General features: G+C 72.5%; 22 protein-coding genes. 17 read left to right on the forward strand and 5 right to left on the reverse strand.

Going from position 1 to position 25,069, the window contains the following annotated elements:
- Window positions 1–27: 27 nt before the first annotated feature.
- Genes F9C11_RS22580 through F9C11_RS22590 form a run of 3 tightly spaced genes read left to right on the forward strand, consistent with a single transcriptional unit; the run spans window position 28 to window position 2,535 of the window.
- Window positions 28–792: an isocitrate lyase/phosphoenolpyruvate mutase family protein gene (locus F9C11_RS22580; protein WP_409179345.1), complete on the forward strand. Its 765-nt coding sequence runs from the start codon at window positions 28–30 to the stop codon at window positions 790–792.
- Between the two features lie 10 nt (window positions 793–802).
- On the forward strand, window positions 803–1,825 hold the full coding sequence (locus F9C11_RS22585) for an aminotransferase class V-fold PLP-dependent enzyme (protein ID WP_409179346.1): 1,023 nt from the start codon (window positions 803–805) through the stop codon (window positions 1,823–1,825).
- A gap of 32 nt (window positions 1,826–1,857) precedes the next feature.
- The gene (locus F9C11_RS22590; RefSeq protein WP_409179347.1) at window positions 1,858–2,535 is read left to right on the forward strand and encodes a hypothetical protein; all 678 of its coding nucleotides are present in this window, start codon (window positions 1,858–1,860) and stop codon (window positions 2,533–2,535) included.
- Window positions 2,536–2,790: 255 nt separating this feature from the next.
- On the opposite strand, the gene F9C11_RS22595 is transcribed toward F9C11_RS22590, so the two are convergent.
- Entirely contained in the window at window positions 2,791–3,711 is a 921-nt protein-coding gene (locus F9C11_RS22595; RefSeq protein WP_409179348.1) for a ferritin-like domain-containing protein, read from the reverse strand.
- Between the two features lie 111 nt (window positions 3,712–3,822).
- Here F9C11_RS22595 and rimP point away from each other — a divergent pair, with 111 nt between their 5' ends.
- The 7 genes from rimP to F9C11_RS22630 all read left to right on the forward strand — a co-directional run bounded on the left by rimP (window position 3,823) and on the right by F9C11_RS22630 (window position 10,650).
- Window positions 3,823–4,356 (forward strand): ribosome maturation factor RimP, encoded by a 534-nt coding sequence (gene rimP, locus F9C11_RS22600; RefSeq protein WP_409179349.1) that lies wholly within the window; start codon window positions 3,823–3,825, stop codon window positions 4,354–4,356.
- Window positions 4,353–5,411 (forward strand): transcription termination factor NusA, encoded by a 1,059-nt coding sequence (gene nusA, locus F9C11_RS22605; protein WP_409179350.1) that lies wholly within the window; start codon window positions 4,353–4,355, stop codon window positions 5,409–5,411. The genes rimP and nusA overlap by 4 nt, the downstream gene beginning before the upstream one ends.
- 89 nt (window positions 5,412–5,500) lie before the next feature.
- On the forward strand, window positions 5,501–5,803 hold the full coding sequence (locus tag F9C11_RS22610; protein ID WP_409179351.1) for a YlxR family protein: 303 nt from the start codon (window positions 5,501–5,503) through the stop codon (window positions 5,801–5,803).
- An 89-nt stretch (window positions 5,804–5,892) separates the two neighbouring features.
- A complete protein-coding gene (gene infB / locus F9C11_RS22615) occupies window positions 5,893–8,847 on the forward strand; it encodes a translation initiation factor IF-2 (RefSeq protein WP_409186953.1) in 2,955 nt (984 codons plus the stop codon).
- 163 nt (window positions 8,848–9,010) lie between these two features.
- On the forward strand, window positions 9,011–9,304 hold the full coding sequence (locus F9C11_RS22620) for a DUF503 domain-containing protein (protein WP_037812533.1): 294 nt from the start codon (window positions 9,011–9,013) through the stop codon (window positions 9,302–9,304).
- Between the two features lie 34 nt (window positions 9,305–9,338).
- Window positions 9,339–9,812 (forward strand): 30S ribosome-binding factor RbfA, encoded by a 474-nt coding sequence (gene rbfA / locus F9C11_RS22625; protein WP_409179352.1) that lies wholly within the window; start codon window positions 9,339–9,341, stop codon window positions 9,810–9,812.
- A 4-nt stretch (window positions 9,813–9,816) separates the two neighbouring features.
- A complete protein-coding gene (locus tag F9C11_RS22630; protein ID WP_409179353.1) occupies window positions 9,817–10,650 on the forward strand; it encodes an alpha/beta hydrolase in 834 nt (277 codons plus the stop codon).
- Window positions 10,651–10,743: 93 nt separating this feature from the next.
- Here the strand turns inward: F9C11_RS22630 and F9C11_RS22635 are convergent, their stop codons facing one another.
- From F9C11_RS22635 to F9C11_RS22645, 3 genes are all read right to left on the reverse strand, one after another.
- Complete coding sequence (locus F9C11_RS22635; protein ID WP_409179354.1) at window positions 10,744–11,697, reverse strand: pentapeptide repeat-containing protein; 954 nt, start codon at window positions 11,695–11,697, stop codon at window positions 10,744–10,746.
- A gap of 38 nt (window positions 11,698–11,735) precedes the next feature.
- Window positions 11,736–14,846, reverse strand: a complete 3,111-nt coding sequence (locus tag F9C11_RS22640) for a hypothetical protein (RefSeq protein WP_409179355.1) — start codon at window positions 14,844–14,846, stop codon at window positions 11,736–11,738.
- Window positions 14,847–15,021: 175 nt separating this feature from the next.
- Window positions 15,022–16,056 carry a TRM11 family SAM-dependent methyltransferase gene (locus F9C11_RS22645; RefSeq protein WP_409179356.1) on the reverse strand — a complete coding sequence of 345 codons (1,035 nt, stop codon included), beginning with the start codon at window positions 16,054–16,056 and terminating at the stop codon, window positions 15,022–15,024.
- Between the two features lie 25 nt (window positions 16,057–16,081).
- Here F9C11_RS22645 and F9C11_RS22650 point away from each other — a divergent pair, with 25 nt between their 5' ends.
- Window positions 16,082–17,092, forward strand: a complete 1,011-nt coding sequence (locus F9C11_RS22650) for a DHH family phosphoesterase (protein WP_409179357.1) — start codon at window positions 16,082–16,084, stop codon at window positions 17,090–17,092.
- Window positions 17,093–17,123: 31 nt separating this feature from the next.
- Here the strand turns inward: F9C11_RS22650 and F9C11_RS22655 are convergent, their stop codons facing one another.
- Entirely contained in the window at window positions 17,124–17,693 is a 570-nt protein-coding gene (locus F9C11_RS22655) for a TetR/AcrR family transcriptional regulator (RefSeq protein ID WP_409179358.1), read from the reverse strand.
- Between the two features lie 89 nt (window positions 17,694–17,782).
- Between F9C11_RS22655 and F9C11_RS22660 the strand changes: the two genes are divergently transcribed.
- From F9C11_RS22660 to F9C11_RS22685, 6 genes are all read left to right on the forward strand, one after another.
- Window positions 17,783–18,748, forward strand: a complete 966-nt coding sequence (locus tag F9C11_RS22660; protein WP_409179359.1) for a ketopantoate reductase family protein — start codon at window positions 17,783–17,785, stop codon at window positions 18,746–18,748.
- A 155-nt stretch (window positions 18,749–18,903) separates the two neighbouring features.
- Entirely contained in the window at window positions 18,904–20,241 is a 1,338-nt protein-coding gene (locus tag F9C11_RS22665) for an MATE family efflux transporter (protein ID WP_409179360.1), read from the forward strand.
- Between the two features lie 57 nt (window positions 20,242–20,298).
- Window positions 20,299–21,120, forward strand: coding sequence for a PhzF family phenazine biosynthesis protein (locus F9C11_RS22670; protein WP_409179361.1), 822 nt, complete (start codon window positions 20,299–20,301; stop codon window positions 21,118–21,120).
- Between the two features lie 113 nt (window positions 21,121–21,233).
- Window positions 21,234–22,553, forward strand: a complete 1,320-nt coding sequence (locus tag F9C11_RS22675) for an MFS transporter (protein ID WP_409179362.1) — start codon at window positions 21,234–21,236, stop codon at window positions 22,551–22,553.
- A gap of 515 nt (window positions 22,554–23,068) precedes the next feature.
- The gene (gene truB, locus F9C11_RS22680; RefSeq protein ID WP_409179363.1) at window positions 23,069–23,986 is read left to right on the forward strand and encodes a tRNA pseudouridine(55) synthase TruB; all 918 of its coding nucleotides are present in this window, start codon (window positions 23,069–23,071) and stop codon (window positions 23,984–23,986) included.
- A 44-nt stretch (window positions 23,987–24,030) separates the two neighbouring features.
- Window positions 24,031–24,987 (forward strand): bifunctional riboflavin kinase/FAD synthetase, encoded by a 957-nt coding sequence (locus F9C11_RS22685; RefSeq protein WP_409179364.1) that lies wholly within the window; start codon window positions 24,031–24,033, stop codon window positions 24,985–24,987.
- Window positions 24,988–25,069: the final 82 nt, after the last annotated feature.

Genomic DNA, 25,069 nt, shown 5'->3' on the forward strand with positions numbered 1-25,069 from the left:
AACCGCGGACCTCGTACCGTGGCGGACATGACTTCCTTCGCCACGCTCCACGTCCCGGGCCGTCCGCTGTTGCTGCCGAACGTCTGGGAGTTCGGCTTCGCCGCCGCGCTCGCCGACGCGGGCCATCCGGCGGTCGGCACCACCAGCCTCGGCGTTTCGGCGGCGGCCGGGTACGCCGACGGCGCCCCGGCCTCCCGCGCCGCCACCGTCGCACTGGCGAAATCGCTGGCCCCGCTGGACATCCTGGTCAGCGTCGACCTCGCCGACGGGTTCAGCGCCGACGCGGGAGAAGTGGCGGACCTCGTCGCCGAGCTCGCCGACGCCGGGGTCGTCGGCGTCAACCTGGAAGACGGCCGAGGCGACGCTCTCGCTCCGATCGTCGTCCAGGCCGCGCTGCTGGCCAAGGTGCGCGAACGGGTTCCGGGCATGTTCCTCAACGCCCGCACCGACACGCATTGGCTCGGCGCCGGCCCGGTGGCGGACGCCGTCACCCGGGCCCGTGCATACGCGGACGCTGGCGCCGACTGCGTCTTCGTCCCCGGCCTGCACGATCCCGCGGACGTGACGGAGCTGGTCGAAGCAGTAGACGTGCCGGTGAACCTCCTGTACCCGCCCGGCAAGGCCACTTTCTCCGAATTGGCTTCCCTGGGCGTCGCGCGGGTCAGTCTCGGCTCAACCCCTTACCGCGTAGCGCTTTCCGCCGCACTGGCCACAGTGGACTCCGTCCGGGAAGAGACCGAGCTGCCGCTGAACCCGCCGTCGTACGGTGATGTCACGGCATTGCTGCCCTAATCTGGGAGACATGATCTTCGGAGGAAACACCGACTTCGCTGTCCCCGCCGGATACCTCAACACCCCCAGCATCGGAATTCCGCCTGCGCCGGTCGCCGACGCGGTCGAGGCCGCGGTCGGCCGGTGGCGCACCGGCAAGGACGCCCCGTCGGACTTCGACGAGCCGGTAGCCCGCTCGCGCGGCGGATTCGCGCGGCTCGCCGGGGTCCCGGCGGAACGGGTGGCGATCGGCGCGTCGGTGTCGCAGCTGGCCGCGAACGTCGCCGCCGGGCTGGCCCCGGACGCCCGCGTGCTGGTCGCCGAGGGCGAGTTCACCAGCGTCACGTTCCCGTTCGCGCAGCGGGCGAACGTCACCGAAGCGCCGCTCGCCAAGCTGGCGCAGCACGTCGAAGGCCACGACCTCGTCGCGGTCAGCCTCGCGCAGTCCGCCGACGGCGCGCTGCTCGACACCGCCGCGCTGCGGGCCGCCTCCGAAGCCGCGGACGTGCCGGTCCTGATCGACGTCACGCAAGCCGCGGGCTGGCTCCCGCTGGACGTCGCGTGGGCGGACTGGATCGTCTGCGCGGGCTACAAATGGCTGTTCTCGCCGCGCGGCTGCGCCTGGCTCGCGGTGCATCCGCGGGCGCACGAACGGACCCGCCCGGTCGCCGCGAACTGGTACGCCGGCGACGACCCGTGGTCCTCGGTCTACGGAATGCCGCTGCGCCTGGCCGGAAACGCGCGCGCGTTCGACCTTTCGCCGGTGTGGCTGTCGCACGTCGGCGCAGCGGAAGCGTTCGGCTACCTGGCGTCACTCGACCTCGCCGCGGTGCGCGACCACAACGTCGGCCTGGCCAATTCCCTGCGCGCCGCGGCCGGACTGGAACCCCAGGGAAGCGCCATCGTGGCGCTGGACGCCGACCCCGCGCGGATCGCCGAAGCCGGGATCGTCGCGAGCGTCCGCAACGGGCGGATCCGCGTCGGTTTCCACCTTTACAACGGCCCTGACGACGTCGAACGCGTTCTCGCCGCACTGGGCGCGGCGTCTGGCTGAAGGCCGGCGAGGGGGTGAACTACGGTGTTCGCGTGTCCCATCCGCACTTCACCCCCGGCGCCCCCGGCCCGTCGGACACGGCCCCGATCCCGGCCGTGCCCGCGCGCCCGGGCCCGCCGCCGCCCGGGCCGTCGCGCAACCGCGCCCTGCTGCTGCGCGGCGCCGGTCTCGTGGCGATCGCCGTCGTGGCCGGGCTCGTCTGGTACCTGATCCGGCACGACAGCACGCCGGAACAGCCGGTCGCCGAATCCCCGGCGACCACCGCGAAGCCCGCGTTCGACTACAAACTGGCCGAAGGCCCGGTCAAGGCGACCGACTGCGCCGCCAACGCCTACTCCGGCGCCAAGAAGTTCTTCCAGGACAACCAGTGCAAGTCCCTGGCGCGGGCGCTGTACACGGTGCAGGCCGGGGACGCGAAGGCGCTGGTGTCGGTGGTGCTGGTGACGATGCCGGACGCGGCGAAGGCGACGGAGCTGAAGGAACTCACCGACCGGGACGGCACCGGCAACGTGAGCGACCTGGTCCGCGACGGCACCTTCCACGACACCGACGCCCCGAAACTGAGCGGCAACGAGGCCGAGTACGAATCGAAGGCCAACGGCCCCGAGGTGACGATCGTGCTGACCGATTTCTACTACGGCCACCACGACAAACCGCTGCTCAGCCGGATCGCGAAGAACGCGTTGACGCTGTCGGGCAAGCTCCGCTGAGACTGCTTTCGAACGAGCAGGCCGGGGTGGTCCGGCCTGCACGTTTTTGCTAGGAGGCTGCCCGGGGAGGGCGACGGCGGCTTCCGCCCGCTTCCTGCCGCCCCACGCCCGGTGTCGCCGCGGCTGCTGTGCCCTGACTCCGCATCTCGCGCAGGACGCCTGCGACCGCTGCAGGTCGTGCGCGAGCAGCGGGACTGCGCGGGTGTCTCGTGAGTGCGTATCCCGGTTCTAACCGGGATACGCACTCACGAGCCCCTACGAAGGCTGCCCAGGCAACGCCACCGCAGCGGGCTTCTGCCCGGCCTCCTGCCGCCAAGGCATCCCGCGCCGAGCCGCCGCGATCACCGCCTGCAGCGCCATCCCGCGCAGCCCCGAATCGTCGGTATGCGTGAGGACCGCGTGCCAAGCCGCCGCGGTATCCGCCTCTGCGCTCGCCACCAGCGCAGCAGCCGAAGCCGTGTCCGTAACCGGCTTAGGCGGCACGTACGCGGCTTCAGGCGCCACCGGCGTCGCCGACACTGAAGTGAGCATCTGCGTCACCGCGTCCCGCCGCGCGGTGTGCTCCGCGCGGCCAGCCTTCACGGCCTCCCCGAAATCACCGGGCAGGAACGCCGTCACCAGCCCGTACACCCACAACGACGCGTGCTCCGCCGCCAGCGCCTTCTGCAGCGAATCCACCGCTTCCTTCGGCACCGACGACAGCGCGGCCACGGCCTTCGCGTCCGCCCCGGGCCCGAGTTCCGGCGCCACCCGCTGCAGCCCGGCGCATCCGGCGGCCACCGACGCGACGAGCCCGGCCCGGTACGCCGGCAGCGCGGGCACCAAGTCCTCGGCCTGCTTGCGCGCGGCGGCGAGCCGGTCCTTGAACCCGCCGAGGTCCGCGGGCGCGGGCGGGACGTTCGCCGCCTGCTTGGGCCGGTTCAGCCGGTCCACCTCGGCCTTCAGCGCGGCCGCCTGCGCGGCTCTGGCGTCGGCGACCTGGCCGGCCGCGTCGCCGCCGGAGGGCAGCTTCCTGGCCGCGGCGGCGTCCGCCTCGGCCATCGCCAGCAGCGGGGCCAGCGGATCGGGGGCGTCGTCGTAGCCGCCCGAGCAGGCGGCGAGCGGCACAGCCGCGGCGACAGTGGCGCTCAGCGCGCCCAGACGCAGCACGGCGCGCCGGGAGAAGTCTGCGGTCACGTCGGCCCATCCTGCCAGGCCGCCCGGGTGCGCCGCCGCTCGCGCGTCTTCGCGGGGGCGCAGGATAAGCTTGGCCTTCACCGACCAACAGGCCGAACAGGAGTGCCCCACGTGCCCAACGAACTCGCCAGCCGGCTGGAGCCGATCGTGGCCGAAGCCGTCACGACCGCGGGTTTCGACCTCGACTCGCTCGAGGTGCAGCAAGCCGGAAGGCGACAGCTGGTGAAGGTGGTCGTCGACTCCGACGACGGCGTCGGGCTGGACGAGGTCGCCGAGGTCAGCCGCACCGTCTCGGCCGCACTCGACGAGAACGAGCACGTGCTGGCGAGCGCCTACACGCTCGAGGTCACCTCGCCGGGCCTCGACCGGCCGCTCACCCAGCAGCGGCACTGGCGGCGCGCCCGGTTCCGTCTCGTCAAGATCACGCCCGTCGAAGGCCCCGCCTATCTCGGCCGCGTCGGGCACGCAGGCGAGAAGAGCGCGCGGGTGCTCGTGGACGGCCGGATCAAGGACGTGCACTACGAGTCCGTCGCTAAGGCCGTGGTGGAAGTCGAATTCAAGCAGCCGCCCGCCGAAGAACTCAAAGCCCTGACCGAAGACAGCGCTGCCGAGGACGACAAGGACAAGAAGGAGGAGTCGAAGTGAACGTGGACATCGCCGCGCTGCGGGCGATCGAACGGGACAAGGACATCCCCTTCGACACGGTCATCGAGGCCATCGAGACCGCGCTGCTCACCGCGTACAAGCACACCGAGGGCCACCAGCCGCACGCCCGCATCGACATCGACCGCAAGACCGGGCTCGTCCGCGTCCTCGCGCACACCCTCGCCGCCGACGGCGAGGTCGACGAGGAATGGGACGACACGCCCGAGGGCTTCGGCCGGATCGCCGCCACCACCGCGCGCCAGGTCATCCTGCAGCGGCTGCGCGACGCCGAGCACGAGAAGACCTACGGCGAGTTCTCCGCCAAGGAGGGCGAGATCGTGGCCGGCGTGGTCCAGCGCGACGCGCGCGCCAACGCCCGAGGCATGGTCGTGATCCAGGTCGGCGACACCGAGGGCGTGCTGCCGCAGGCCGAACAGGTCGCGGGGGAGTCCTACGAGCACGGCACCCGGATCAAGGCGTTCGTGTTCGGCGTGTCGCGCAGCAACCGCGGCCCGCAGATCATGCTGTCGCGCTCGCACCCGAACCTGGTGCGCAAGCTGTTCGCGCTGGAGGTCCCGGAGATCGCCGACGGCACCGTCGAGATCGCCGCGGTCGCCCGCGAGCCGGGGCACCGGTCGAAGATCGCCGTGCGCTCCACCATCCCCGGCGTCAACGCCAAGGGCGCCTGCATCGGCCCGATGGGCGCGCGCGTGCGCAACGTGATGAGCGAGCTGTCCGGCGAAAAGATCGACATCATCGACTGGTCCGACGACCCGGCCAAGTTCGTCGGGAATGCATTGTCGCCCGCGAAGGTTGTTTCGGTACGTGTCGTGGACGAGCGCGCCAAGACGGCGAGGGTCGTCGTGCCGGACTTCCAGCTGTCGCTGGCGATCGGCAAGGAGGGCCAGAACGCCCGCCTCGCCGCCCGCCTCACCGGCTGGCGGATCGACATCCGCAGCGACGCGGCCCCCGCCGAGCCCGCCGGTCCGGCCGAGGGTGAGCAAGACCACGCCGGCCAGGCGCGGCCCGCCGCGGCGACCGGTTCGGCCGACTGAAGGTGCAGGCGCTAGACTCGACAACGGTTCAAGACCCGCGCAGGGCTACTGGGGACACCCCCGACCTCCAGCGTCACCGGCATTCGCCGGTGCGCACGTGCGTCGGCTGCCGGAAACGGGACTTGACCGGCGAACTGCTGCGCGTGGTCGCGGCGGACGGGCGGCTGGTCGTCGACGAACGTCGGCGGCTGCCGGGACGGGGTGCGTGGCTGCACCCCGGGCCGGGCTGCCTGGCCAAAGCCGAGCGGAAGCGGGCGTTCCCGCGGGCCCTCCGGGTCCAGGGCGCGCTCGAGGCCGCGGGGCTGCACGACCACGCGGCGTTCGCCGCGGACGACGACGCCGGGACGAACCCGGGGTCGCGAGATACAAGGAAGCAGGTCGACCCGTCATGAGTCAGCCGTGAAGCTGAAGCCATGAACGCGCGACGGTAAGGACGAGGTCAGCGGGTCTTCCGCCTGGCCTCCCCTAGATGAGGAGAGCTGTGCCAGGCAAGGCCCGCGTACACGAGCTCGCTAAGGAGCTCGGCATCACCAGCAAAGAAGTTCTCGCCAAGCTGAAGGAGCAGGGCGAGTTCGTGAAGTCCGCGTCGTCCACCGTCGAGGCGCCCGTCGCCCGCCGGCTCCGCGACGCGTACCCCGCCAAGGGCGGGAAGAAGCCCGGCCCCACGCCGGGACCGCGCCCGGCCCCGAAGCCGGCCGCTCCGCAGCCGCAGAGCGCCGCTCCGCAGGCCCCGTCCGCTCCGGCGCCCGCGCCGCAGCAGCAGGCCCCGGCCGGGAAGCCGGGCCCGCAGGCCGCCAAGCCGGCGGCGTCCCCGGGCCCCAAGCCCGGCGGTCCCCGCCCCGGTCCGCGCCCGCCCGCACCGGCCCAGCCGGCCCCGGCGCAGGAGGTCCCGGCCGCCAAGGCCGAGCCCGCCGCGCCCAAGCCGGCCCCGAAGCAGCAGGACGCCGCGTCCGCCGGTTCGGTCGTGCCGCCCAAGCCGCAGGGCCCCAAGCCCAGCGGCCCGCGTCCCGGCCCGCGCCCGCCGCGGGTCGGCAACAACCCGTTCGGCGTCGGCTCCGGGTCCCCGGCCCCGCGTCCGCCCGCCCCGCGCCCCGGCCCCGGCCAGGGCGGCGACACCCGTCCCCCGCGTCCGGGCGGCGGCCAGGGCGGCGACACCCGTCCGCCGCGTCCCGGCGGCGGCCAGGGCGGCGGCAACCGGCCGAGCCCGGGCAACATGCCCCCGCGCCCGAACCCCGGCATGATGCCGGGCCGCGCCCGTCCGGCCGGACCGGCAGGCGGCCGAGGCGGTCCCGGCGGCGGCGGTCGTCCCGGTGGCGGCGGCGGCCGTCCGGGCGGCGGTGGCGGCGGCTTCCGCGGCGGCCCCGGCGGCGGTGGCGGCGGCGGCGGCTTCCGTCCCGGAGGCGGCGGTGGCGGCGGTGGCGGCTTCCGTCCGGGCGGCGGCGGTGGCGCCCCGGCCGGCGGCGGCGGTTTCCGCGGCGGCGGCGGTCGCGGCGGCCCGGGCGGCCGCGGCGGCACGGCCGGCGCGTTCGGCCGTCCCGGCGGGCCCTCGCGCAAGGGCCGCAAGTCGAAGCGGCAGAAGCGCCAGGAGTACATGGACAACATGCAGGCGCCCAGCGTCGGCGGCGTCCGCCTGCCCAAGGGGCAGGGCGAGACGATCCGGCTGCCGCGCGGCGCTTCGCTGACCGACTTCGCCGAGAAGATCGACGCCAACCCGGCTTCGCTGGTGCAGGTGCTCTTCCACCTCGGCGAGATGGTCACCGCGACGCAGTCCGTGTCGGACGACATCCTCGAGCTGCTCGGCGGCGAGATGAACTACGTCGTCCAGGTCGTCTCCCCCGAGGAGGAGGACCGCGAGCTGCTCGAGACGTTCGACATCACCTACGGCGAGGACGAGGGCGGCGAGGAGGACCTGCAGGTCCGGCCGCCGGTCGTCACCATCATGGGGCACGTCGACCACGGCAAGACGCGGCTGCTGGACACGATCCGCAAGACGAAGGTCCGCGAGAGCGAGGCCGGCGGGATCACCCAGCACATCGGCGCCTACCAGATCGAGACCGAGCTCGAAGGCGTGCCGCGGCTGATCACCTTCATCGACACCCCGGGTCACGAGGCGTTCACCGCCATGCGTGCCCGAGGCGCGAACTCGACCGACATCGCGGTGATCGTGGTGGCGGCCGACGACGGCGTCATGCCGCAGACGGTGGAGGCGATCAACCACGCGCAGGCCGCGAAGGCTCCGATCGTGGTCGCGATCAACAAGATCGACAAGGAGGGCGCGAACCCGGACAAGATCCGGCAGCAGCTCACCGAGTACAACCTCATCGCCGAGGAATACGGCGGCGACACGATGTTCGTCGAGATCTCCGCACGGGAGAACATCAACATCGACGGGCTTCTCGAGGCGATCCTGCTGACCGCGGACGCGGCTCTGGACCTGCGGGCCAACCCGGACATGGAAGCGCAGGGCGTCGCGATCGAGGCGCACCTCGACCGCGGCCGCGGCCCGGTGGCCACCGTCCTGGTCCAGCGCGGCACGCTGCGCGTCGGCGACTCGGTCGTGGCGGGCGACGCCTACGGCCGCGTCCGCCGGATGGTCGACGAGCACAACGAGGACGTCACCGAGGCGCTGCCCTCGCGTCCGGTCCAGGTCATCGGGTTCACCTCGGTGCCGGGAGCGGGCGACACCTTCCTGGTGGTCGACGAGGACCGCGTCGCCCGGCAGATCGCCGAGCGCCGCTCCGCCCGCACCCGCAACGCGCTCAACGCGTCGCGCCGCAAGCGGGTCAGCCTCGAGGACCTCGACTCCGCCTTGAAGGAGACGAGCAGCCTCAACCTGATCATCAAGGGCGACAACTCGGGTACCGTCGAAGCGCTCGAAGCGGCGCTGCTGCAGCTGGACGTCGGCGAAGACGTCGAACTGCACGTCGTGCACCGCGGCGTCGGCGGCGTGACCGAATCGGACATCGACCTGGCGACCGCGTCCGACGCGATCGTCCTCGGGTTCAACGTCCGGGCGCAGGGCAAGGCGACCGAGCGGGCCACCCGCGAGGGCGTCGACGTGCGCTACTACACGGTCATCTACCAGGCGATCGAGGAGATCGAGCAGGCTCTGAAGGGCATGCTCAAGCCGGAGTACGAAGAGGTCGAACTGGGCCGCGCCGAGGTCCGGGACGTCTTCAAGTCCTCCAAGATCGGCACGATCGCGGGGTGCCTGGTCATGTCCGGCGAGATCCGGCGCAACGCCAAGGCCCGCCTCCTGCGCGACGGCAACGTCATCGCGCAGAACCTGCCGATCAACTCGCTGCGCCGCTTCAAGGACGACGTGGTCGAGGTCCGGGAAGGGTACGAGTGCGGTCTCACGCTGGGCTCGTACAGCGACATCAAGGTCGACGACGTGATCGAGACCTACGAACAGCGGGAGAAGCCCCGCAGCTGAGGCCTCCGTTGGGGGAGGGGCGTGCTCGCAGGCTGCGCTCGCCCCTCCCGCCCTCAGCGTGTTGTGCGGGGGTCGAACCCCGCGCCCCCGCCAGGGGGCAAGCCCCCTGGACCCCCGCGTGGGGTCCAGTCGGGCTGTTCCGTCGAGTTTTGAGGTGACTAGCTTGTTTGTCGGAGCCTTGGAGCTCGACCTGCTGCTCGACGACGTGCATTCGTTGAAGCAGAAACGATCCGTGGTGCGGCCGGTGGTGGCCGAACTGCGGAAACGCTTTTCCGTCTCGGTCGCCGAGGCGGGACATCTGGACCTGCACCGGCGCGCGCTCATCGGCGTCGCCGCGGTCGCCCCCGACGGCGAGCACATCCGGGACGTGCTCGACGCGTGCGAGCGGTTCGCGGCCGGACGGCCCGAGTTCGAACTGCTCTCCGCGCGCCGCCGGCTGCTCGGCCCGGACGACTAGAACACCCGGAAATCCGGAGAAGGAGACCTCAGCCATGGCCGATCCCGCTCGGGCACGCAAGCTCGCCAAGCGGATCTCGCAGATCGTGGCCTCGGCGATCGAACACGACGTCAAGGACCCGCGACTGGGCTCGGTGACCATCACCGACGCCCGCGTCACTGCGGACCTGCACGACGCCACGGTGTACTACACGGTGCTCGGCGAAAGCCTCGACGCGGAGCCGGACTTCGCGAGCGCCGCCGCCGCGCTGGAGGCCGCGCGCGGCGTCCTGCGCACGAAGGTGGGACAGGGCACCGGCGTCCGCTACACCCCGACGCTGACCTTCGTCGCGGACAGCGTCCCGGACGACGCCCGCCGCATCGAAGAGCTGCTCGCGAAGGCCCGCGAATCCGACGCCGAGGTGGCGCGCCGCGCGACCGGAGCCCAGCCCGCGGGCGAAGCGGACCCGTACAAGGCCCCTCGGTCCGAAGAGGACGAGGAGCAAGCAGAAGAGGAGACGCGCGGCTGAAGCGATGCGGTCAAAGCCCGGTGTCACGCGACGCGGCCTGCTGCTCGGCGGTGCCGCGGCGCTCGTCTCCGCCTGCACCGGGCGCTCCGCCCCGGTGGTTGCGCCGCCCTCGGCTGCCCCGGCCTCCAGCCCGGCGCCCCTGAAGGCGTCGATCACGATCCACCGCAGGCACTCCGCGGCCCGCGGCCGGGACGTCGACGTCGTGCTGATGACCCCCGACGGCGTCCCCAGCACCGGCCTGCCGGTCTGCGTCGCCCTGCACGGCCGCGGCTCGAACGCCCGCACGTTCCTGGACCTGGACCTGCCCGCGGCCCTCACCGCCGCGGTCCGGTCCGGAACCCCGCCGTTCGCGGTCGCCGCGGTCGACGGCAGCCACTACTGGATGCCCGACGGCGGCGACGACCCGCACCGCATGCTCACCGACGAACTCCCCGGCTGGCTGTCCGAATCGGGCCTCCGCCCGATGACCGGCCTGCTCGGCATCTCGATGGGCGGTTTCGGAGCCCTCGGCCTCGCCCGCCGCCGCCGCGACGTGCGAGCAGTGGCCACCTGCAGCGCGGCCCTGTTCCGCACCTGGCCGGAAGCCCGGTCCCGGCACATCTTCCCGGCGCAGGACGACTGGAAGGCCGCCGAACCCCTCCAGCACGCGGACGAACTCCCGCCCCGAGGCCTCGGCGTGTGGTGCGGCGACGGCGACCCCTTCCTGGCGGCCAACCGGAAACTGATCGCCGAGGCCGGCCCGGAGGTCGCGCGGATCACGCCGGGGGAGCACACCTCGGAGTACTGGCGGGGAATCCTGCCGGAAGTCCTGCGCTTCCTCGGCCCGCGCCTGACGTAGCGGAATCACCGGTTCGGGTGGCCGGGGTTGTGTCGGCAATTGGTAACACGGCTACTTGGCGGCGTGAACAGCGACCGTGCGCGGGAAGGCGGGTCATCCGGCAGCCGGGTCGGGCGGCAACGTCGTGGTGGCGTCCGTGACGGCCGGCCGGATCGCGTCCCGGCTCAGCCCGCGCGCCGACGTCAGGTCGACGCCAGTGAGGACGGTGCGTTCGAAGACCGCGCCCGACACGTCCGTGCGGGTCAAGACCGCGCCGGTCAGATCGGCGCCGCTGAGGTCGGCACCGGCGAGGACGGCGTCGGTCAGGTCGGCGCCGCGGAGGCTGGCGTGAACCAGCACCGCGTCGCGCAGGTTCGCGCGGCGGCAGTTGGCGCGATCGAGCGTCGCGGCGGACAAGCTCGCGCCGGTCAGCTGCGCTGCGGTCACAATCGCGTCGGAGAAATCGGCCCCGTCGAGCCGTGCCTCGGCGAAATCCGCGCCCGTCAGCCTCGCCGCGGCGAAGCACGCCTGGCGAAGGTCGGCCAGCCGCAGCTCGGCCCCGGGCAGCTGGACGCGGACGAGGTCGATCCGGGCCCGGGGCGGGGGCGGGTGCGTGCGAAGGGCGCGCAGAGCGACTCTGACGTCCACCGGCAGCGGCTCGACCGGTTCGGGGTGACTGCGCAAGAAGTCGGTCAGCGTTTCGACCACCCGGAACCGGTCGCGCGGAGAATCCTCGTACATCCGTTCCAGCGTCCGGACGCCGCCGGCCCGCGTCGAAGGACTCTCCGCGCCGAGATGGCCGATCGCGGTGGCATAGGTGTCGGTGATGTGCTTGTCGCGGTCCAGGAGAAGCTTCTTGACCGCCACCCACGCCGGAATGCCGATGCCGAGCGGCGTGAGGAAACCGGCGATCTGGCCGCGGATGCCGCTCAAGACGGCGGCCCGCTCGGCGACCGCGAGGTGCGCGACGTCGGCGCCGGCGACCCAGGACACGAAGGGCCCGAGCAGAAACCACAGCACGGCCGCGGCGCCGGCCGCTCCGGCGGTGGCGAGGGCTAACGTCCGCACACCGCGGTGAAGCAGGAGGCGGCGCCGCCGCTCGCCTCTCACCGCTCAGCCTCGCGGGAGTCTGGCACGGACCAGCCTCCCGCGATGTCCCCACGCGCGTCGAGCCCGTATTTCCGGAACTGCTTGTGCGTCCAGTCCGGGTTCTCCGGGACCGCGAGAAAACGGTCGATGCGCTTGCGCGCGCCGGGATGGCCGTGGGCCAGCGCGGTGCAGTAGAGATCCAGCACCCCGCCCGGCTGGCGCTCGTTGCGGCGGAGATCGGCCAGCAGGACATGGGAATCGATGTCGCCTCCGCGGACCCCGCGCTCCGCGAGTTCCCAGGCCTTGCGGCGATTTTCCCGTGCCCTGCCGAGGTTTTCCGGCGCCGTGTCGAGCTTTCCGTGCAGCAGGAAGCCCCGGGCCACGCCCGCCACGGCGCTGAAGTCGCCGTCGGCGATCTGCTGTTCGACCAGTCGTTCCGCTTCGTCCAGATCGCCGAGCCCGGCGAGCGCTTCCGCCAGCAGGCCCTGCAGCCGGGCCGGCACCTCGGCGCGCCCGGCGCCGAGCAGCTGTGCCGCCTCGGCGAAGCTCTGGCGTTTGAGCAGTAGCCGCACGGCCTGTTCCTTGGCCCGCGCCGAACCCGCGCCGGCCGCTTCGGAATAGAGGCCGGAAGCCACGACCAGGAGGGCGGACGACGAGAGTTCCACGCCGGATCCGCTCGCGGTCGCCCGGTCGGTTCCGTCCTCCCGGACGCTGTCGGCGTGGACGAGCGCGTCGGCGACCCAGAGCTGCGCGTGTGCGCGGGAAACGTCCATGCGCGTGCGGTAAGCCCGCACCAGGTCCTCCGCGTAGAGATCGGTGATGTACTGCGCGATCGGGGTCAGCGCGCCTGCGGTCAGCGGAACGGTTTCGACATACCACCGCAGTGCTTGGGCGATCGGCTCGGAATACTCGCATTCCCGGGATTTCCGCGATTCCCCGAAGGCGCAGAGCAGCAGGGCGATCTCGGCGGGTTCCGGCGCGTTGCCCGCTCGCTGGGCGTTCCGGTAGTAGCCGGCGGCGTCGTCGAACAGACCGTGCTGAGCGGCCGCGAGCGCCGCGGCGCCCAATGCGCGGGGTTCGTGTTCGGCCGCTTCGTAATAGCAGTCGAGCGCGGTGCGCGGAAGACCCGACGCGGCGAAGGCGTCGCCGACCGCGATCAGCGGGCCCGCGTCGCCCTCTGCCGCGCATTCGAGGGCGAGCTGCTGCGCGGTGGGTTTCAGATCCGCGCTCAGGTTCACCTCGACCGCGGCGGCCAGCGCGCCGGGAACGTCGTACTGGCGCGCCGTCTGCACCCAGTCGAGCGCGTCCTCGACCCGCCCGGTCGCAGCCAGCACCCGGGCGCCGAGGAGATAGGCGTCGGGCCGGCCGCGAACGGTCGCTTCCGTCGAGAGCATCGCGACCGCCGCGCTCGGGCCGAGGGCGTCGACCGTCAGGTCCGTGATCATCGGCAGCAGGTCGAATCCGGTGCGCTCGCCCAGTTCGGTCAGGTACCGGACCGCTTCGTCGAGCCGCGCCCGCTGCCGCTCCCGTTCCTCGGCCAGCTCCTCCGGCGTCGGCAGGGCGCGACCCGGCGGCGGTTCGGCGGAATCCTCCTCGAACGCGATGCTTTCCGCGACGACCGCGGCCGAATGCAGGTCTCCCTTCTCCGCGAGCCTCCGGTGGATGGCCAGCGCCCGGTGCTGCTTGAGCTGAGTGTGCGCCAGCGCCACCAGCACTTCGGCCGCGTGGTTTCCTTCGGCGGCGAGCGGGCCGAGCCAGTCGAGGACGTCCTTGGGCCGCTTGGCGGCGAAGAGCGTGCCGGCCCCTTTGCCGATGGCGTCGTCGACGGCCGCCGGATCGCCGCTGGTCCGCACGATCGCGTCGTACTGGCTGAGCGCGTCGTCGATCCGGCCCGCCCTGGTCAGCATCGCGGCGAGTTCGGCGCGCGCTCGCGGGCAGCCCTGCTCGGCCGCTTTCACGAAGAATTTGGCGCTCAATTCCAGCAGGCAGCGTTTTTCGCATTCCCGCGCCAGCGCCAGGCAATTCTCCGCGTCCGCCGTTTCGAGCAGCACCGGCCACAGCCGTTCGTCCGGCAGAACCGGTTTCGCCGCGCCGGTCACGCAGTGCCGTTCGAGCGAGGGCGCGAGGCAGAACTCCTCTGCCGCGGAGCCGGATTCCGGGACCAGGATCGCGGCCCCGCCGGGCACCTGTCCGGTCAGTTCGCTCAGCGCCTCGGCGAATCGCCCGGCGGAATCGGGCGGGCCGCCGAAGCCGGACTGGAAGGCCCGGCGCAGCAATTCGCGCGGCAGCCGCTGGCCGTGTCCGGCGTGCCGGGCTTCGATCGCGAAATTCAGCAATGCGCGCGCCGGCGGGCCGATGTCGCGGCAGCGCGTGCGGAGTTCCGGTTCGGCGACGAGATTCTGGATCACCCGGCCGTCCGGCGCGCTTTCCGCGGCTTCGGCCAGCCGCGGTTCGGGAGAATCGTGCGCCCGCAGGAGTTCGGCCTTCGTGAAGGAATCGGGCACCCGGATCCGGGTCCCTTGCTGGAGAAGCAGCAGGGCGTGGGTGCGGTCCGGGCCCGGCGGCTTCCGGCCGGGAGACGCGTTGACGGCCTGCCAGCGTTCGCGGGACAGCGTGGCGAGGATCAGGCAGGGGGCGCGGGTTTCGTCGTCGAGGAGATTCCGCAGGCACCGGGCGACCTTCTCGCCGAGTTCGCTGTCCGCGGGCATCAGGTAGCGGTCGGCCGAGGGAAGCCACAAGGCTGTCCGGGGAGCCAGGCCTGCCGCGTTGTCCAGCAGTTCCTCCGGCGTGCAGGGACTGAGCCCCGGCCAGATCCGCCAGCCGTAGAGACGGAAAGACCCGTCGTCGTTCTTCGCGCGGATCGCCTCCCACAAAGCGCGTTTCTTCCCGGTCGCCGGATCGCCGATCAGGGTGGCCATCCGGCTCGTTCCGCCCGCTGCCGCCGCCACGACCGAGTCCAGTTCCTCGTCGAGTTTCCGCGGGAAGTAAATCGTCGATTCCGGCAGCGTTTTCCCGCCGTGCCCGGCGTCGCTCAGCGGGACGAGCGCCAGCTGGCTCGGGGTGCAGGTCGCCAGGTCGGCCGCGGGAACGGAGAGGGGGGTCGGGGTGCTCTGCGCTGTCGTGTCCATCTCGTGACCGAGACTGCCGGACCCGCGCCGAGCCGCGCCACTTTCCGCCTTCGCCCGGCGGCAAACGGTCAACTCTGGGGGGTGAAAGCACCGCCGACTTCGCCCGCACCGAAGCCTTGTTCACTCATTTCGGTGAACACAGGGTGCGCCCGGTAACGCAATTTCCGGGCCGGATTCAGCCCGGCTTTCCCGCGACCACGAGATCCCGCACGATCGCCTGGTCAACCCGGTGCGCCAGCTCCTCGTACGGCCCGCCCGACCGCACCTCCAGGCCGGCCCGTTCCAGGATCGCCGCCAGTTCTTCCCTCGGCAGCACGTGCGTGTTCCACGAGATCCCCATCGCCCCGCCGGGGCGCAGCACCCGGTTCCACACCGGGATCGCCGCCGCGAGGAGGTCGCGCGGGCTGCGGGCCAGTCCGGTGTCGCGGTGGCTGCCGTGCTGCACGCCGTACGGCGCGTCCGTCACGACGAGGTCCACCGAGGCCGGGCGGAGGACCTCGTCGGTCGTCAGGGTGTCCGCGTTGAGATAGCTGAGCCGCCGGGTGCGGCCGGCCTTGTAGTCGTCCTTGTCGAACGCGTACTCGATGTCCAGCCGGCGTCCGAGGCGGACCTTGTTGCGGCGCAGCTGCCCGGATTCCGCCGTGTGCTTCACGCGCTTCGTGCGCAGCCACGTCTTCACGAACTGTTCGTACGCTTCGAAATCGCGCGCGTCGACGTCGAGCCCGGTGGCGTCGAAGCCGTACATCACGGCCTGGTTCAGCGTCGTTCCCCGGCCGCACAGCGGGTCGAGCACGTGCAGTTCGCGGTCCGGCCAGTCCGCGGGCCGCGAGGTCGCCAGCAGGGTGAGGTTGAGCAGCAGCTTCGTGAACTGCTCGTTCGTCTTGCCCGGGTACTTCTGGATGGTCAGCAGGTCGGAGTCGGCCTTCGCCAGCGGGTGCACGGCGACCGGCGTCAGCACGCCGTCGCCCAGTTCGAACAGGGCGTACAGCGAGGACAGGTTCGACAGCAGCGCCAGGTCGCGCTCGCCGAGCGGGGCCGCGCAAGCGAATTTCACGTACCCGACCCCGCCGAGTTCGATCTCTTCGATCGCCGACACCTCGGCGGAAAGACCAGCGCCGAAGGCCGCCAGTTCGGCTCGCAGCAAAGCCGGCGACGAGGCGGCGTACACGCGGTTGGCGGAAGGCAGAACGAGGATCACGTACTCAGGCATCCCGCAGAGCGTAGCGTGGCACTTCGTGACAGCTTCCCTGGTACAGGACATCGAGGCCGCCGCCGCACTGCTCGCCGGGGCCACCGACGTGACGCTGCTCGGACACGTTCGTCCCGACGCCGACGCCCTCGGCAGCGCGCTGGCCCTCGGCCACGTGCTGCACCGCCGCGGCGCGCGCGTCCGGGTCGCCTTCGGCGAGCCGGACGAGGCCCCCGAAACACTGGCCTGGCTGGACGTCGACGGCCTGATCACCCCGGTCGACGCCCTCCCGCCGACGGACGAACTGCTGGTCGCCCTGGACACCCCGACCCTGGCCCGGCTGGGCAGGCTCGCCCCGAGGGTCGGCACGGTCCGCGAGGCGGGCGGTTCGGTCCTGGTGGTCGACCACCACGCGACCAACGCCCGCTACGGCACCCACCACGTCGTGGACGACACCGCCGAAGCGTCGGCGATCCTGGTCACGCGCATCATCGAGGCGATGGGCGTCGAGCTGGACGCGGCCGCCGCGCGCTGCCTGTACGCCGGGGTCGTCACCGATACGAGCGGCTTCCGCCGGGCCAGCCCCGAAACGCACCGGATCGCCGCGCGCCTGCTGGAAGCCGGAGCCGACCCGGGCGAGGTGGCCCGCCGCATCGTGGACGACCACCCGTTCGCGTGGCTGCCGATGCTGGCGACGGTGCTGTCGGAGGCCCGCCTGGAACCCGAAGGGGCGCAAGGATTCGGCTTCGTGCACACGGTCGTGCGCGCGGCCGCGGCGGCGACGGTGCGGCTCGAAGAGGTCGAGTCGGTGATCGACGTCGTGCGCGCCACCCGCGAGGCCGGGGTCGCGGCGGTGCTGAAGGAGGCCGGGCCCGGTCCAGTGTGGACGGTCTCGCTGCGTTCCGCCGGCGACATCGACGTGTCCGCCGCCGCCGCGGAGTTCGGCGGGGGAGGCCATCGGATGGCGGCGGGATGCACGGCGGAGGGTCCGGCGGAAGAGGTGCTGGACCGGCTGCGGGCGGCGCTGGGGAGGGCTCCGCTGCTGCGGGCTTCCTGAGCGGGCTCGATGTTTCCGGCTTGGTCCAGCATCACCGCGGTCGGCGCAGCCCGTCCAGCAGAAGGGTGATGAGGTCGTCGGCCTCGGTCCGCCAATGGGGACGGTCGTGGGCCGCGCCGATGCCGTGCAGCGCCATCATCACGGCACCGGGGTTCACGTCGTCGCGAACGGTGCCCTCGCGTACGGCGGCGGCGACGAGGTCGGCGACTGCCTGCTCCAGTTCCTGGCCGCTTTCGGCTCGGGCGCTCGACCGGTCGGCCAGGAGGGTGGCCAGCGTCCGGGCCAACCCCGGGTGGGCGGCTATGTGGTCGACCATGCCGCGCAGAAACGCCGCCAGGGCCTCCGCCGCGGGCAGTGTCGCCTGCAGTTCGCGGGCGCGGTCGCACAGCGCGGCGACTTCCCCTTGGTAGACCGCCTCGGCCAGGGCTTCGCGGGTGGGGAAGTGGCGGTACAGCGTGCCGGTGCCCACTCCGGCGAGGCCGGCGAAGTCGTCGAAGCGCAGGTCGAAGAAGTCGCCGGCGTCGAAGACCTCCCGGGCCTTGGCGATCAGGGCGTCGCGGTTGCGCCGGGCGTCGGCCCGCAGCGGCTTGTCGGCGGTCATGCGCTCCCTCGCGTTGACAACTGGAGATGATCTCCATATGTTGAAAGTGGAGATTGTCTCCAGTTTCAGCGTACCCCACGAGGTGCAGCGTGAAGATCCTGATGTTCGGCCGCGGCGTCATCGCCACGATCTACGGCTGGGTCCTGCAGCGGGCGGGCCATGAAGTCGAGTTCTACGTCCGGCCGGGCCGCGCGGCCGCTTACGGGGACGCGGTGGACCTCGACCTGTTCGACACGCGGCACCGGGTGCGGGGGCAGCGCGTCGTCGAGAAGTGGCCGGTGCGCTACCGCGAAACGCTGAAGCCGGACCACGACTTCGACCTGATCGTGCTCAGCGTGCCGCACCACCGCCTTCCGGAGGCGACGGCCTTCCTGGCCCCGCGGCTCGGCCAGGCGACGGTGCTGGTCTTCGGCAACGTCTGGGCCGAGCCGCTCGACGCGATCGGCGACCTTCCGCCCGACCGGATCGCCTGGGGCTTTCCCCAGGCGGGTGGCGGTTTCGGTGCGGACGGCGTGCTCCGCGGGGCGCTGCTGCCGTCGGTCGTCTTCGGCACTCTGGGCCAGCCGCCGACCGACCGCGAGCGTGCTGTGCGCCAGGCGTTTCGCGAAGCCGGGCTCCGGGTCAAGGAGCGCCCCGATTTCCGCGGCTGGCTGTGGGTCCATTTCGTCTCGGACGCCGGCCTGTTCTCGCAGGGGCTGCGGCGGGGCTCCCTGTCCGAACTGGCCGGTGCGGCTCGCGACCTGCGCGAGGGATTGCTGGCCGGTCGCGAGCTTTTGCCGCTCCTTCAAGCCCGCGGTCTCGACCTGCGGCGGCAGCGGGGCGGCGTGCTGCTCTTCCGGGCGCCCGCCTGGCTGACGGCTCCCGTGCTCGCCTGGCTGACCGCCCATTTCGAGCCCGTGCGCGTGAACTTCGCGGCGCACTCCGACCCCGACGCCGAGGAACCGCGCGAGGTCTGCCGGGACGTCCTGGCCGAAGCGCGGCGGCTGGGGATCTCGGTACCGCGCTTGGAAGCGGCCGAACGGTACTTCGCCCCTGCGGGAACGGACCGGGCCTGATCTTCGCCGCCGCGTCCTCCGGGCCGGAGAGCGACTCGATCTCAGGCCGGATTCCCTTGCGCGGCAAGCGAATTCCGCGCCCGGTCCGCCGGAGTCCGGTCGTCCTCGACCTCCGGCCCGCCGGAATTGTCGGTCCCGGTGGCTACTCTCGTCCCGTGTCCGAAAACGCCACGACCACCGCCGTCAGCGGTGACCGCATCCCGCCCCGCCGAGTGTTCGGCCTCGCCGTGCCCGCGCTCGGCGTGCTCGCCGCCGAACCGCTCTACGTGCTGGTCGACACCGCCGTCGTCGGCCATCTCGGGGCGCTGCCGCTCGCCGGCCTCGCACTGGGCGGCGTCGTGTTGTCGCAGGTCTCCACGCAGCTCACCTTCCTGTCCTACGGCACCACTTCGCGCACCGCGCGGCTGCACGGCGCGGGCAGGCGCTCCGACGCGGTCCGCGAGGGCGTGCAGGCCACCTGGCTCGGCGTGCTGGTCGGGCTGGTGCTGCTCGTCGCGGGGCAACTGCTGGCCGGGCCGATCGCCCGCGCGCTTTCGGGCAGCGACGAGATCGCCGCGGCGGCGGTGTCGTGGCTGCGGATCGCGTTGTTCGGCGCGCCGCTGATCCTCGTCACGATGGCGGGCAACGGCTGGATGCGCGGCGTGCAGGACGCCACCCGCCCGCTGCGTTATGTGCTGGCGGGCAACGGAATCTCCGCCGTCCTGTGCCCGGTGCTGGTGTACGCGGCCGGTCTCGGGCTGGAGGGGTCGGCGATCGCGAACGTCGTCGCGCAGGTCGTGTCGGCGTCGATGTTCGTCGCCGCGCTGGTGCGGGAAAAGGTGCCGCTGCGGCCGGATTTCCGGGTGATGCGGGCGCAACTGGGTCTCGGCCGGGACCTGGTGCTGCGCAGTTTCGCGTTCCAGGCCTGCTTCGTGTCCGCCGCCGCGGTGGCCGCGCGCACCTCGACCGAGGCGGTCGGGGCGCACCAGGTGGTCCTGCAGCTGTGGACGTTCCTGTCCCTGGTGCTCGATTCGGTCGCGATCGCCGCGCAATCGCTCGTCGGCGCGGCGCTCGGCGCGGGAGCGGCGCGGCAGGCGCGCGGGGTGGCCACGCAGATCACCGGATACGGCCTGATCCTCGGCTGCTTCCTGTGCGTGCTGTTCGCGGCGTTGTGGAGCGTCCTGCCGCACGCGTTCACGTCCGATCCGGGAGTGCTCGGCGAAATCCCGCACGCCTGGTGGTTCTTCGTGGCGCTGCAACCGATCGCGGGCGTGGTGTTCGCGCTCGACGGCGTGCTGCTCGGCGCGGGCGACGCCGCCTTCCTGCGCACCGCGACGCTCGTCAGCGCCGGGCTCGGCTTCCTGCCGCTGATCTGGCTGTCGCTGGCGCTGGGCTGGGGGCTGAGCGGGATCTGGAGCGGATTGTCGCTGTTCATGGTGTTCCGGCTGGCGGCGGTGGTGGCGCGGTGGCGGTCCGGGCGGTGGGCCGTGGTCGGCGCGGTGCGGGAGGCGTGATGGCGTAACCGAGAAACCCGCTCGCCGTCGTCGCCCGGCGGATGCTTGGGTGGGCGCATGCCGAAGTTCACCCAGGTCGACGTCTTCGCCGACGAACTCGCCCGAGGCAACCCGCTCGCGGTCGTGCACGGCGCGGACGGGCTGTCCGACGAGCGGATGGCCGCGTTCGCGAGCTGGACCAACCTCAGCGAGACCACGTTCCTGCTCGAGCCGTCCGACCCGGCCGCCGACTACCGCGTGCGGATCTTCACCCCGCACGGCGAGCTGCCGTTCGCCGGGCATCCGACGCTCGGGTCGGCGCGGGCGTGGCTGGCCGCCGGGGGAGAACCGAAAGCCGGGCACCTCGTGCAGGAATGCGAGGCCGGGCTGGTCCGGGTGCGCCGCGACGGCCACCGGCTGGCGTTCGCCGCGCCTCCGCTGCGCCGCGGCGGTCCGGTGGACGACGCGGATCTCGCCGCGGTGAAACGCGGTCTGCGCCTCGGCGACGCCGACGTCCTCGACGCGCGCTGGGCGGACAACGGCCCCGGCTGGGTCGCGCTGCTGCTGCGCGACGCGGCGACCGTCCTCGCGGTCGAGCCGGACTTCGGCGTGCTCGGCTCGTACAAGGTGGGCGTCGCCGGTGCGCAGCCGCCCGGATCGGACACGGCGTTCGAGGTCCGCGCGTTCAGCGACGTCGTCGAGGACCCGGTCACCGGCAGCCTCAACGCGGCGCTCGGCCAGTGGCTGATCGGCGAGGGCATCGCGCCCGAGTCGTACGTCGCGGCGCAGGGCACGCGGCTCGGCAGGCGCGGGCGGGTGCACGTCGAGCGGGACGGCGACGACGTGTGGGTCGGCGGCGAAACGGTCGTCGGGATCCGCGGCGAAGTCGATTTGTGGTGAAACACACCCCGGTTACGGCTATGTATCGAGGTTGCTGAGGCGATACAACTATCGAGGCGGCAGCGTCGTCGTCCTCCGCTGTCCCGACGCTCGCCCGCACTCTGGAGGAACTCTTGACGCCCGCCGGCCGCGCCCCTGTCCGGTCCTGGCTCATCTGGCTCACCGCGGTCACGGTGTACCTGCTCGCTGTTTTCCACCGCACCTCGTTCGGCGTCGCCGGGCTGAAGGCGGCCGAACGCTTCGGCGTCGGATCCGCCGCGCTCGGCATCTTCACCGTGCTGCAGGTCGGCGTCTACGCGGCCATGCAGATCCCGACCGGCGTGCTCGTCGACCGCTACGGCCCGCGCCGCGTGCTCACCGCCGCCGTCCTGATCCTCGGCTCCGGGCAGCTGCTGCTCGGACTCGCCGACACCTACGCGCTAGGCCTCGTGGCCCGCGGCGTCCTCGGTCTCGGCGACGCGCTCACTTTCGTCAGCGTCCTGCGGCTCGTCGCCGCGCACTTCCCCGCGCACCGGTACGCGCTGCTCGCGTCTTTCACCTCCTGCGTCGGCTACATCGGCAACCTTATCGCGACCGTCCCGCTCACCCTGCTCCTCGACGGTCCAGGATGGACGGTCACCTTCCTCGCCGTCGGCGCGGTGACGGTGCTGTACTCGGTGCCGGTCGCGCTGCGCGTCCGCGACACTCCCGACGGAGCGCCGGAACGCAAACGCGAACCCGTGCGCCCGGCGGAACTCGGCCGCCAGGTCAAACTCGCCTGGCGCACCCCCGGCACCCGGCTGGGTTTCTGGGTGCACTTCTCGACGATGTTCGCGCCGAACGTGCTGACCCTGTTGTGGGGCATGCCTTTCCTGGTGCAGGGCGAGGGCCTGCCCGCGGCGACCGCCAGCGCGCTGCTGACGGTGTTCGTGTTCGGCTCGATGGCGGGCGGCCCGCTGCTGGGCGCGGTGATCGGCCGGGCGCCGGCGCTGCGGGTGCCGCTGGTCGTCGGCTACCTCGCCGGAGCGACGCTGGTGTGGGCGGTGCTGCTCGGCTGGAACGGCCACGTCCCGGTGGGCGTCCTGATCCCGGCGTTCGCGTTCCTCACCCTGGGCGGCCCGGCGTCGATGATCGGCTTCGCCGTCGCCCGCGACTACAACCCGCTGTCCCGCGTCGGCACCGCGACCGGAGTGGTGAACGTCGGCGGCTTCCTCGCGACCACCGTGACCGCCCTGCTGATCGGCATCCTCCTCGAGGCGACCGGCGGCAACTTCCGGATCTCCTTGCTGGTCATCGTGGCCGTGCTGGCACTGGGCGCGTCGCGGATGCTGGTGTGGTGGCGACGGGCCCGCGCCCAGGTTTTCGCCGCGGAGGCGCGCGGGGAAGAGGTCCCGGTCCGGATCCGGCGGCACCGCTGGGACCGCGCCCCGGAAGACGTCGTGGCCGCCGCCTAAGCGCCGAGGGCACTGGCCCGGACGGCCCGGATTGGCCAGCCCGGCAGCCACGTCCCCGGCCGGGCCCGGCCAGCCCGTCCGCGCCGAGTTCGGCGCGCTGGCCGAGAGCCGCCGCGTGATCCCGTGCGCCGGGTGCTCGCCGACGGCGAGCACCTGCTGGGGATCCACCTGGTTCCGGGGCGTCTGGCGGTGCGGCTGCCCGAGCCGTTCGCCCGAGCCGGGCGGGCCCTGTCCGGACGGTTGCTCAGAACGCTTCCGGGAGTGTTCGGCCGTGCGGTTGCCCGAGCCATCCGGCCGAGCCGACAGGCCACTGGCCCGGAGGGGTTGCCAGATCGCATCCGGGAGCGTTCGGCCGTGCGATTGCCCAAGCCGTCCGCCCGATCCGATCGGCCGCCCAGCCCGCCCGAGCCGGGCGGCTGTCCAATACACCCGCCGCATCCACCCCGCCCCAGCCCCGGCGCACCTGCCCGAACCGGCCGTCGCCCCCGAAACCCCGCCTAGGTAGGGTTTCCGCCGTGTCTCGCCCGAAAAAACCGTCCCGTCCCGCCCCTCCTCCCGGACTGCTCATCGTCGACAAACCGGCGGGAATGACGTCGCACGACGTGGTCGCGCGGGCGCGGCGGATCATGGGCACCCGCAAGGTCGGCCACGCCGGCACGCTCGACCCGATGGCGACCGGCGTGCTCGTGCTCGGCATCGAGCGCGCCACGAAACTCCTCGGCCACCTCGCCCTCGACCGCAAGACCTACCTCGCCACGCTGTCGCTCGGCCGGGCCACCACCACCGACGACGCCGAAGGCGAGCCGCTCGGCGACGACGCCGCGCCGGAAACCCTCGCCGCGGTCGCCGACGAGCGGATCGCCGACGGCATCGCGCGGCTGACCGGCGACATCCAGCAGGTGCCCAGCGCCGTCTCCGCCGTCAAGATCGACGGCAAGCGCGCCTACGCCCGGGTGCGCGCGGGGGAAGACGTCGTCCTCCCGCCGCGGCCGGTGACCGTGCACCGGTTCGACGTTCTCGGTCTCCGCCGCGAGGAGGACCGGATCGAACTCGACGCGATCGTCGAATGCTCGTCCGGCACCTACGTCCGCGCGCTCGCCCGCGATCTCGGCGCCGGGCTCGGCGTCGGCGGGCACCTGAAAGCCTTGCGCCGCACCACCGTCGGGCCGTTCACGCTCGCCCGCGCGCGCACGCTCGACCAGCTCGAAGAAAACCCCGAACTGTCGCTGGACCTCGACGCCGCCGTCGCCGCCGCGTTCCCGCGCCGGGACCTCGACGCCGCCACCGCCAAGGCCGTCCAGTACGGCAGGCGCATCCCGGCGGCGGGAATCACCGGCACGTACGGCCTGTTCGCGCCGGACGGCCACGTGCTCGCGCTGGCCTCCGACGCCGAGGGAGTGACCCGTTCGGTGGTGGTACTCCTGCCCGCATAGGGTGGGAGGCCAAAGGCACCTTGCTCGGGGAGAGTTGACAGACAGTGCAGCGGTGGCGTGGGCTCGGGGACCTCCCGGGCGGCTGGGGACGGTGCGTGGTCACCATCGGCGTGTTCGACGGCGTGCACCGCGGGCACCAGGAACTGATCAAGCGCACCGTCGCGACGGCCGCCGAACGCGGCGTGCCCAGCGTGGTGCTCACCTTCGACCCGCATCCGTCCGAGGTGCTGCGCCCGGGCAGCCATCCCGCGCAGCTGACCACCTTGCGGCGCAAGGCCGAACTGGTCGAAGGACTCGGCGTGGACGTGTTCTGCGTGCTGCCCTTCACCCTGGAGCTGTCCCGGCTCAGCCCGCACGAGTTCGTGCACGAGGTGCTGGTCGACCGGCTGCACGCGGCCGCGGTGCTGGTCGGCGACAACTTCACCTTCGGGGCCAAGGCCGCGGGCAACGTCGCGCTGCTGCGCGAACTCGGCCGCCGCTTCGGGTTCGTCGCCTACGGCGCGGAGCTGCAGGGCCGTTCGCTGGACGACGACCGCGGCGCCAACGACATCACCTTCTCCTCGACCTACGTGCGCTCCTGCATCGACGCCGGCGACGTGGTGGCCGCGGCCGACGCGCTCGGCCGCCCGCACCGGCTGGAGGGCATCGTCGTGCGCGGCGACGGCCGGGGCCACGACCTGGGCTACCCGACGGCCAACCTGTCCACCGCGCGGTTCGCCGCCGTGCCCGCCGACGGCGTCTACACGGCGTGGTTCAGCCGGCTGTCCGACCCGGGCCGGCGGCTGCGCGCGGCGGTTTCGGTGGGCACGAACCCGACGTTCTCCGGCCGCGAGCGCACCGTCGAGGCGTTCGTGCTGGACGTCGACGAGGACTTCTACGGCCAGCACGTCGCGCTGGACTTCGTCACCCGGTTGCGGGACCAGGCGAGGTTCGGGGCGTCGGCCGATCTGGTGAAGAAGATCGACGAGGACGTGGCCCGGACCAGGGAAGCGCTCGGCTGAAGACGGCCGAGCGGACCCGGCCCGGGGCGGGCCGGACCCGGGGCGAATCGGGCGTTCCGGCCCGGCGGGGGCGTCCGGGGTG

The sequence above is a fragment of the Amycolatopsis sp. VS8301801F10 genome (assembly GCF_046195355.1).
In the GTDB taxonomy this organism is placed as follows: domain Bacteria; phylum Actinomycetota; class Actinomycetes; order Mycobacteriales; family Pseudonocardiaceae; genus Amycolatopsis.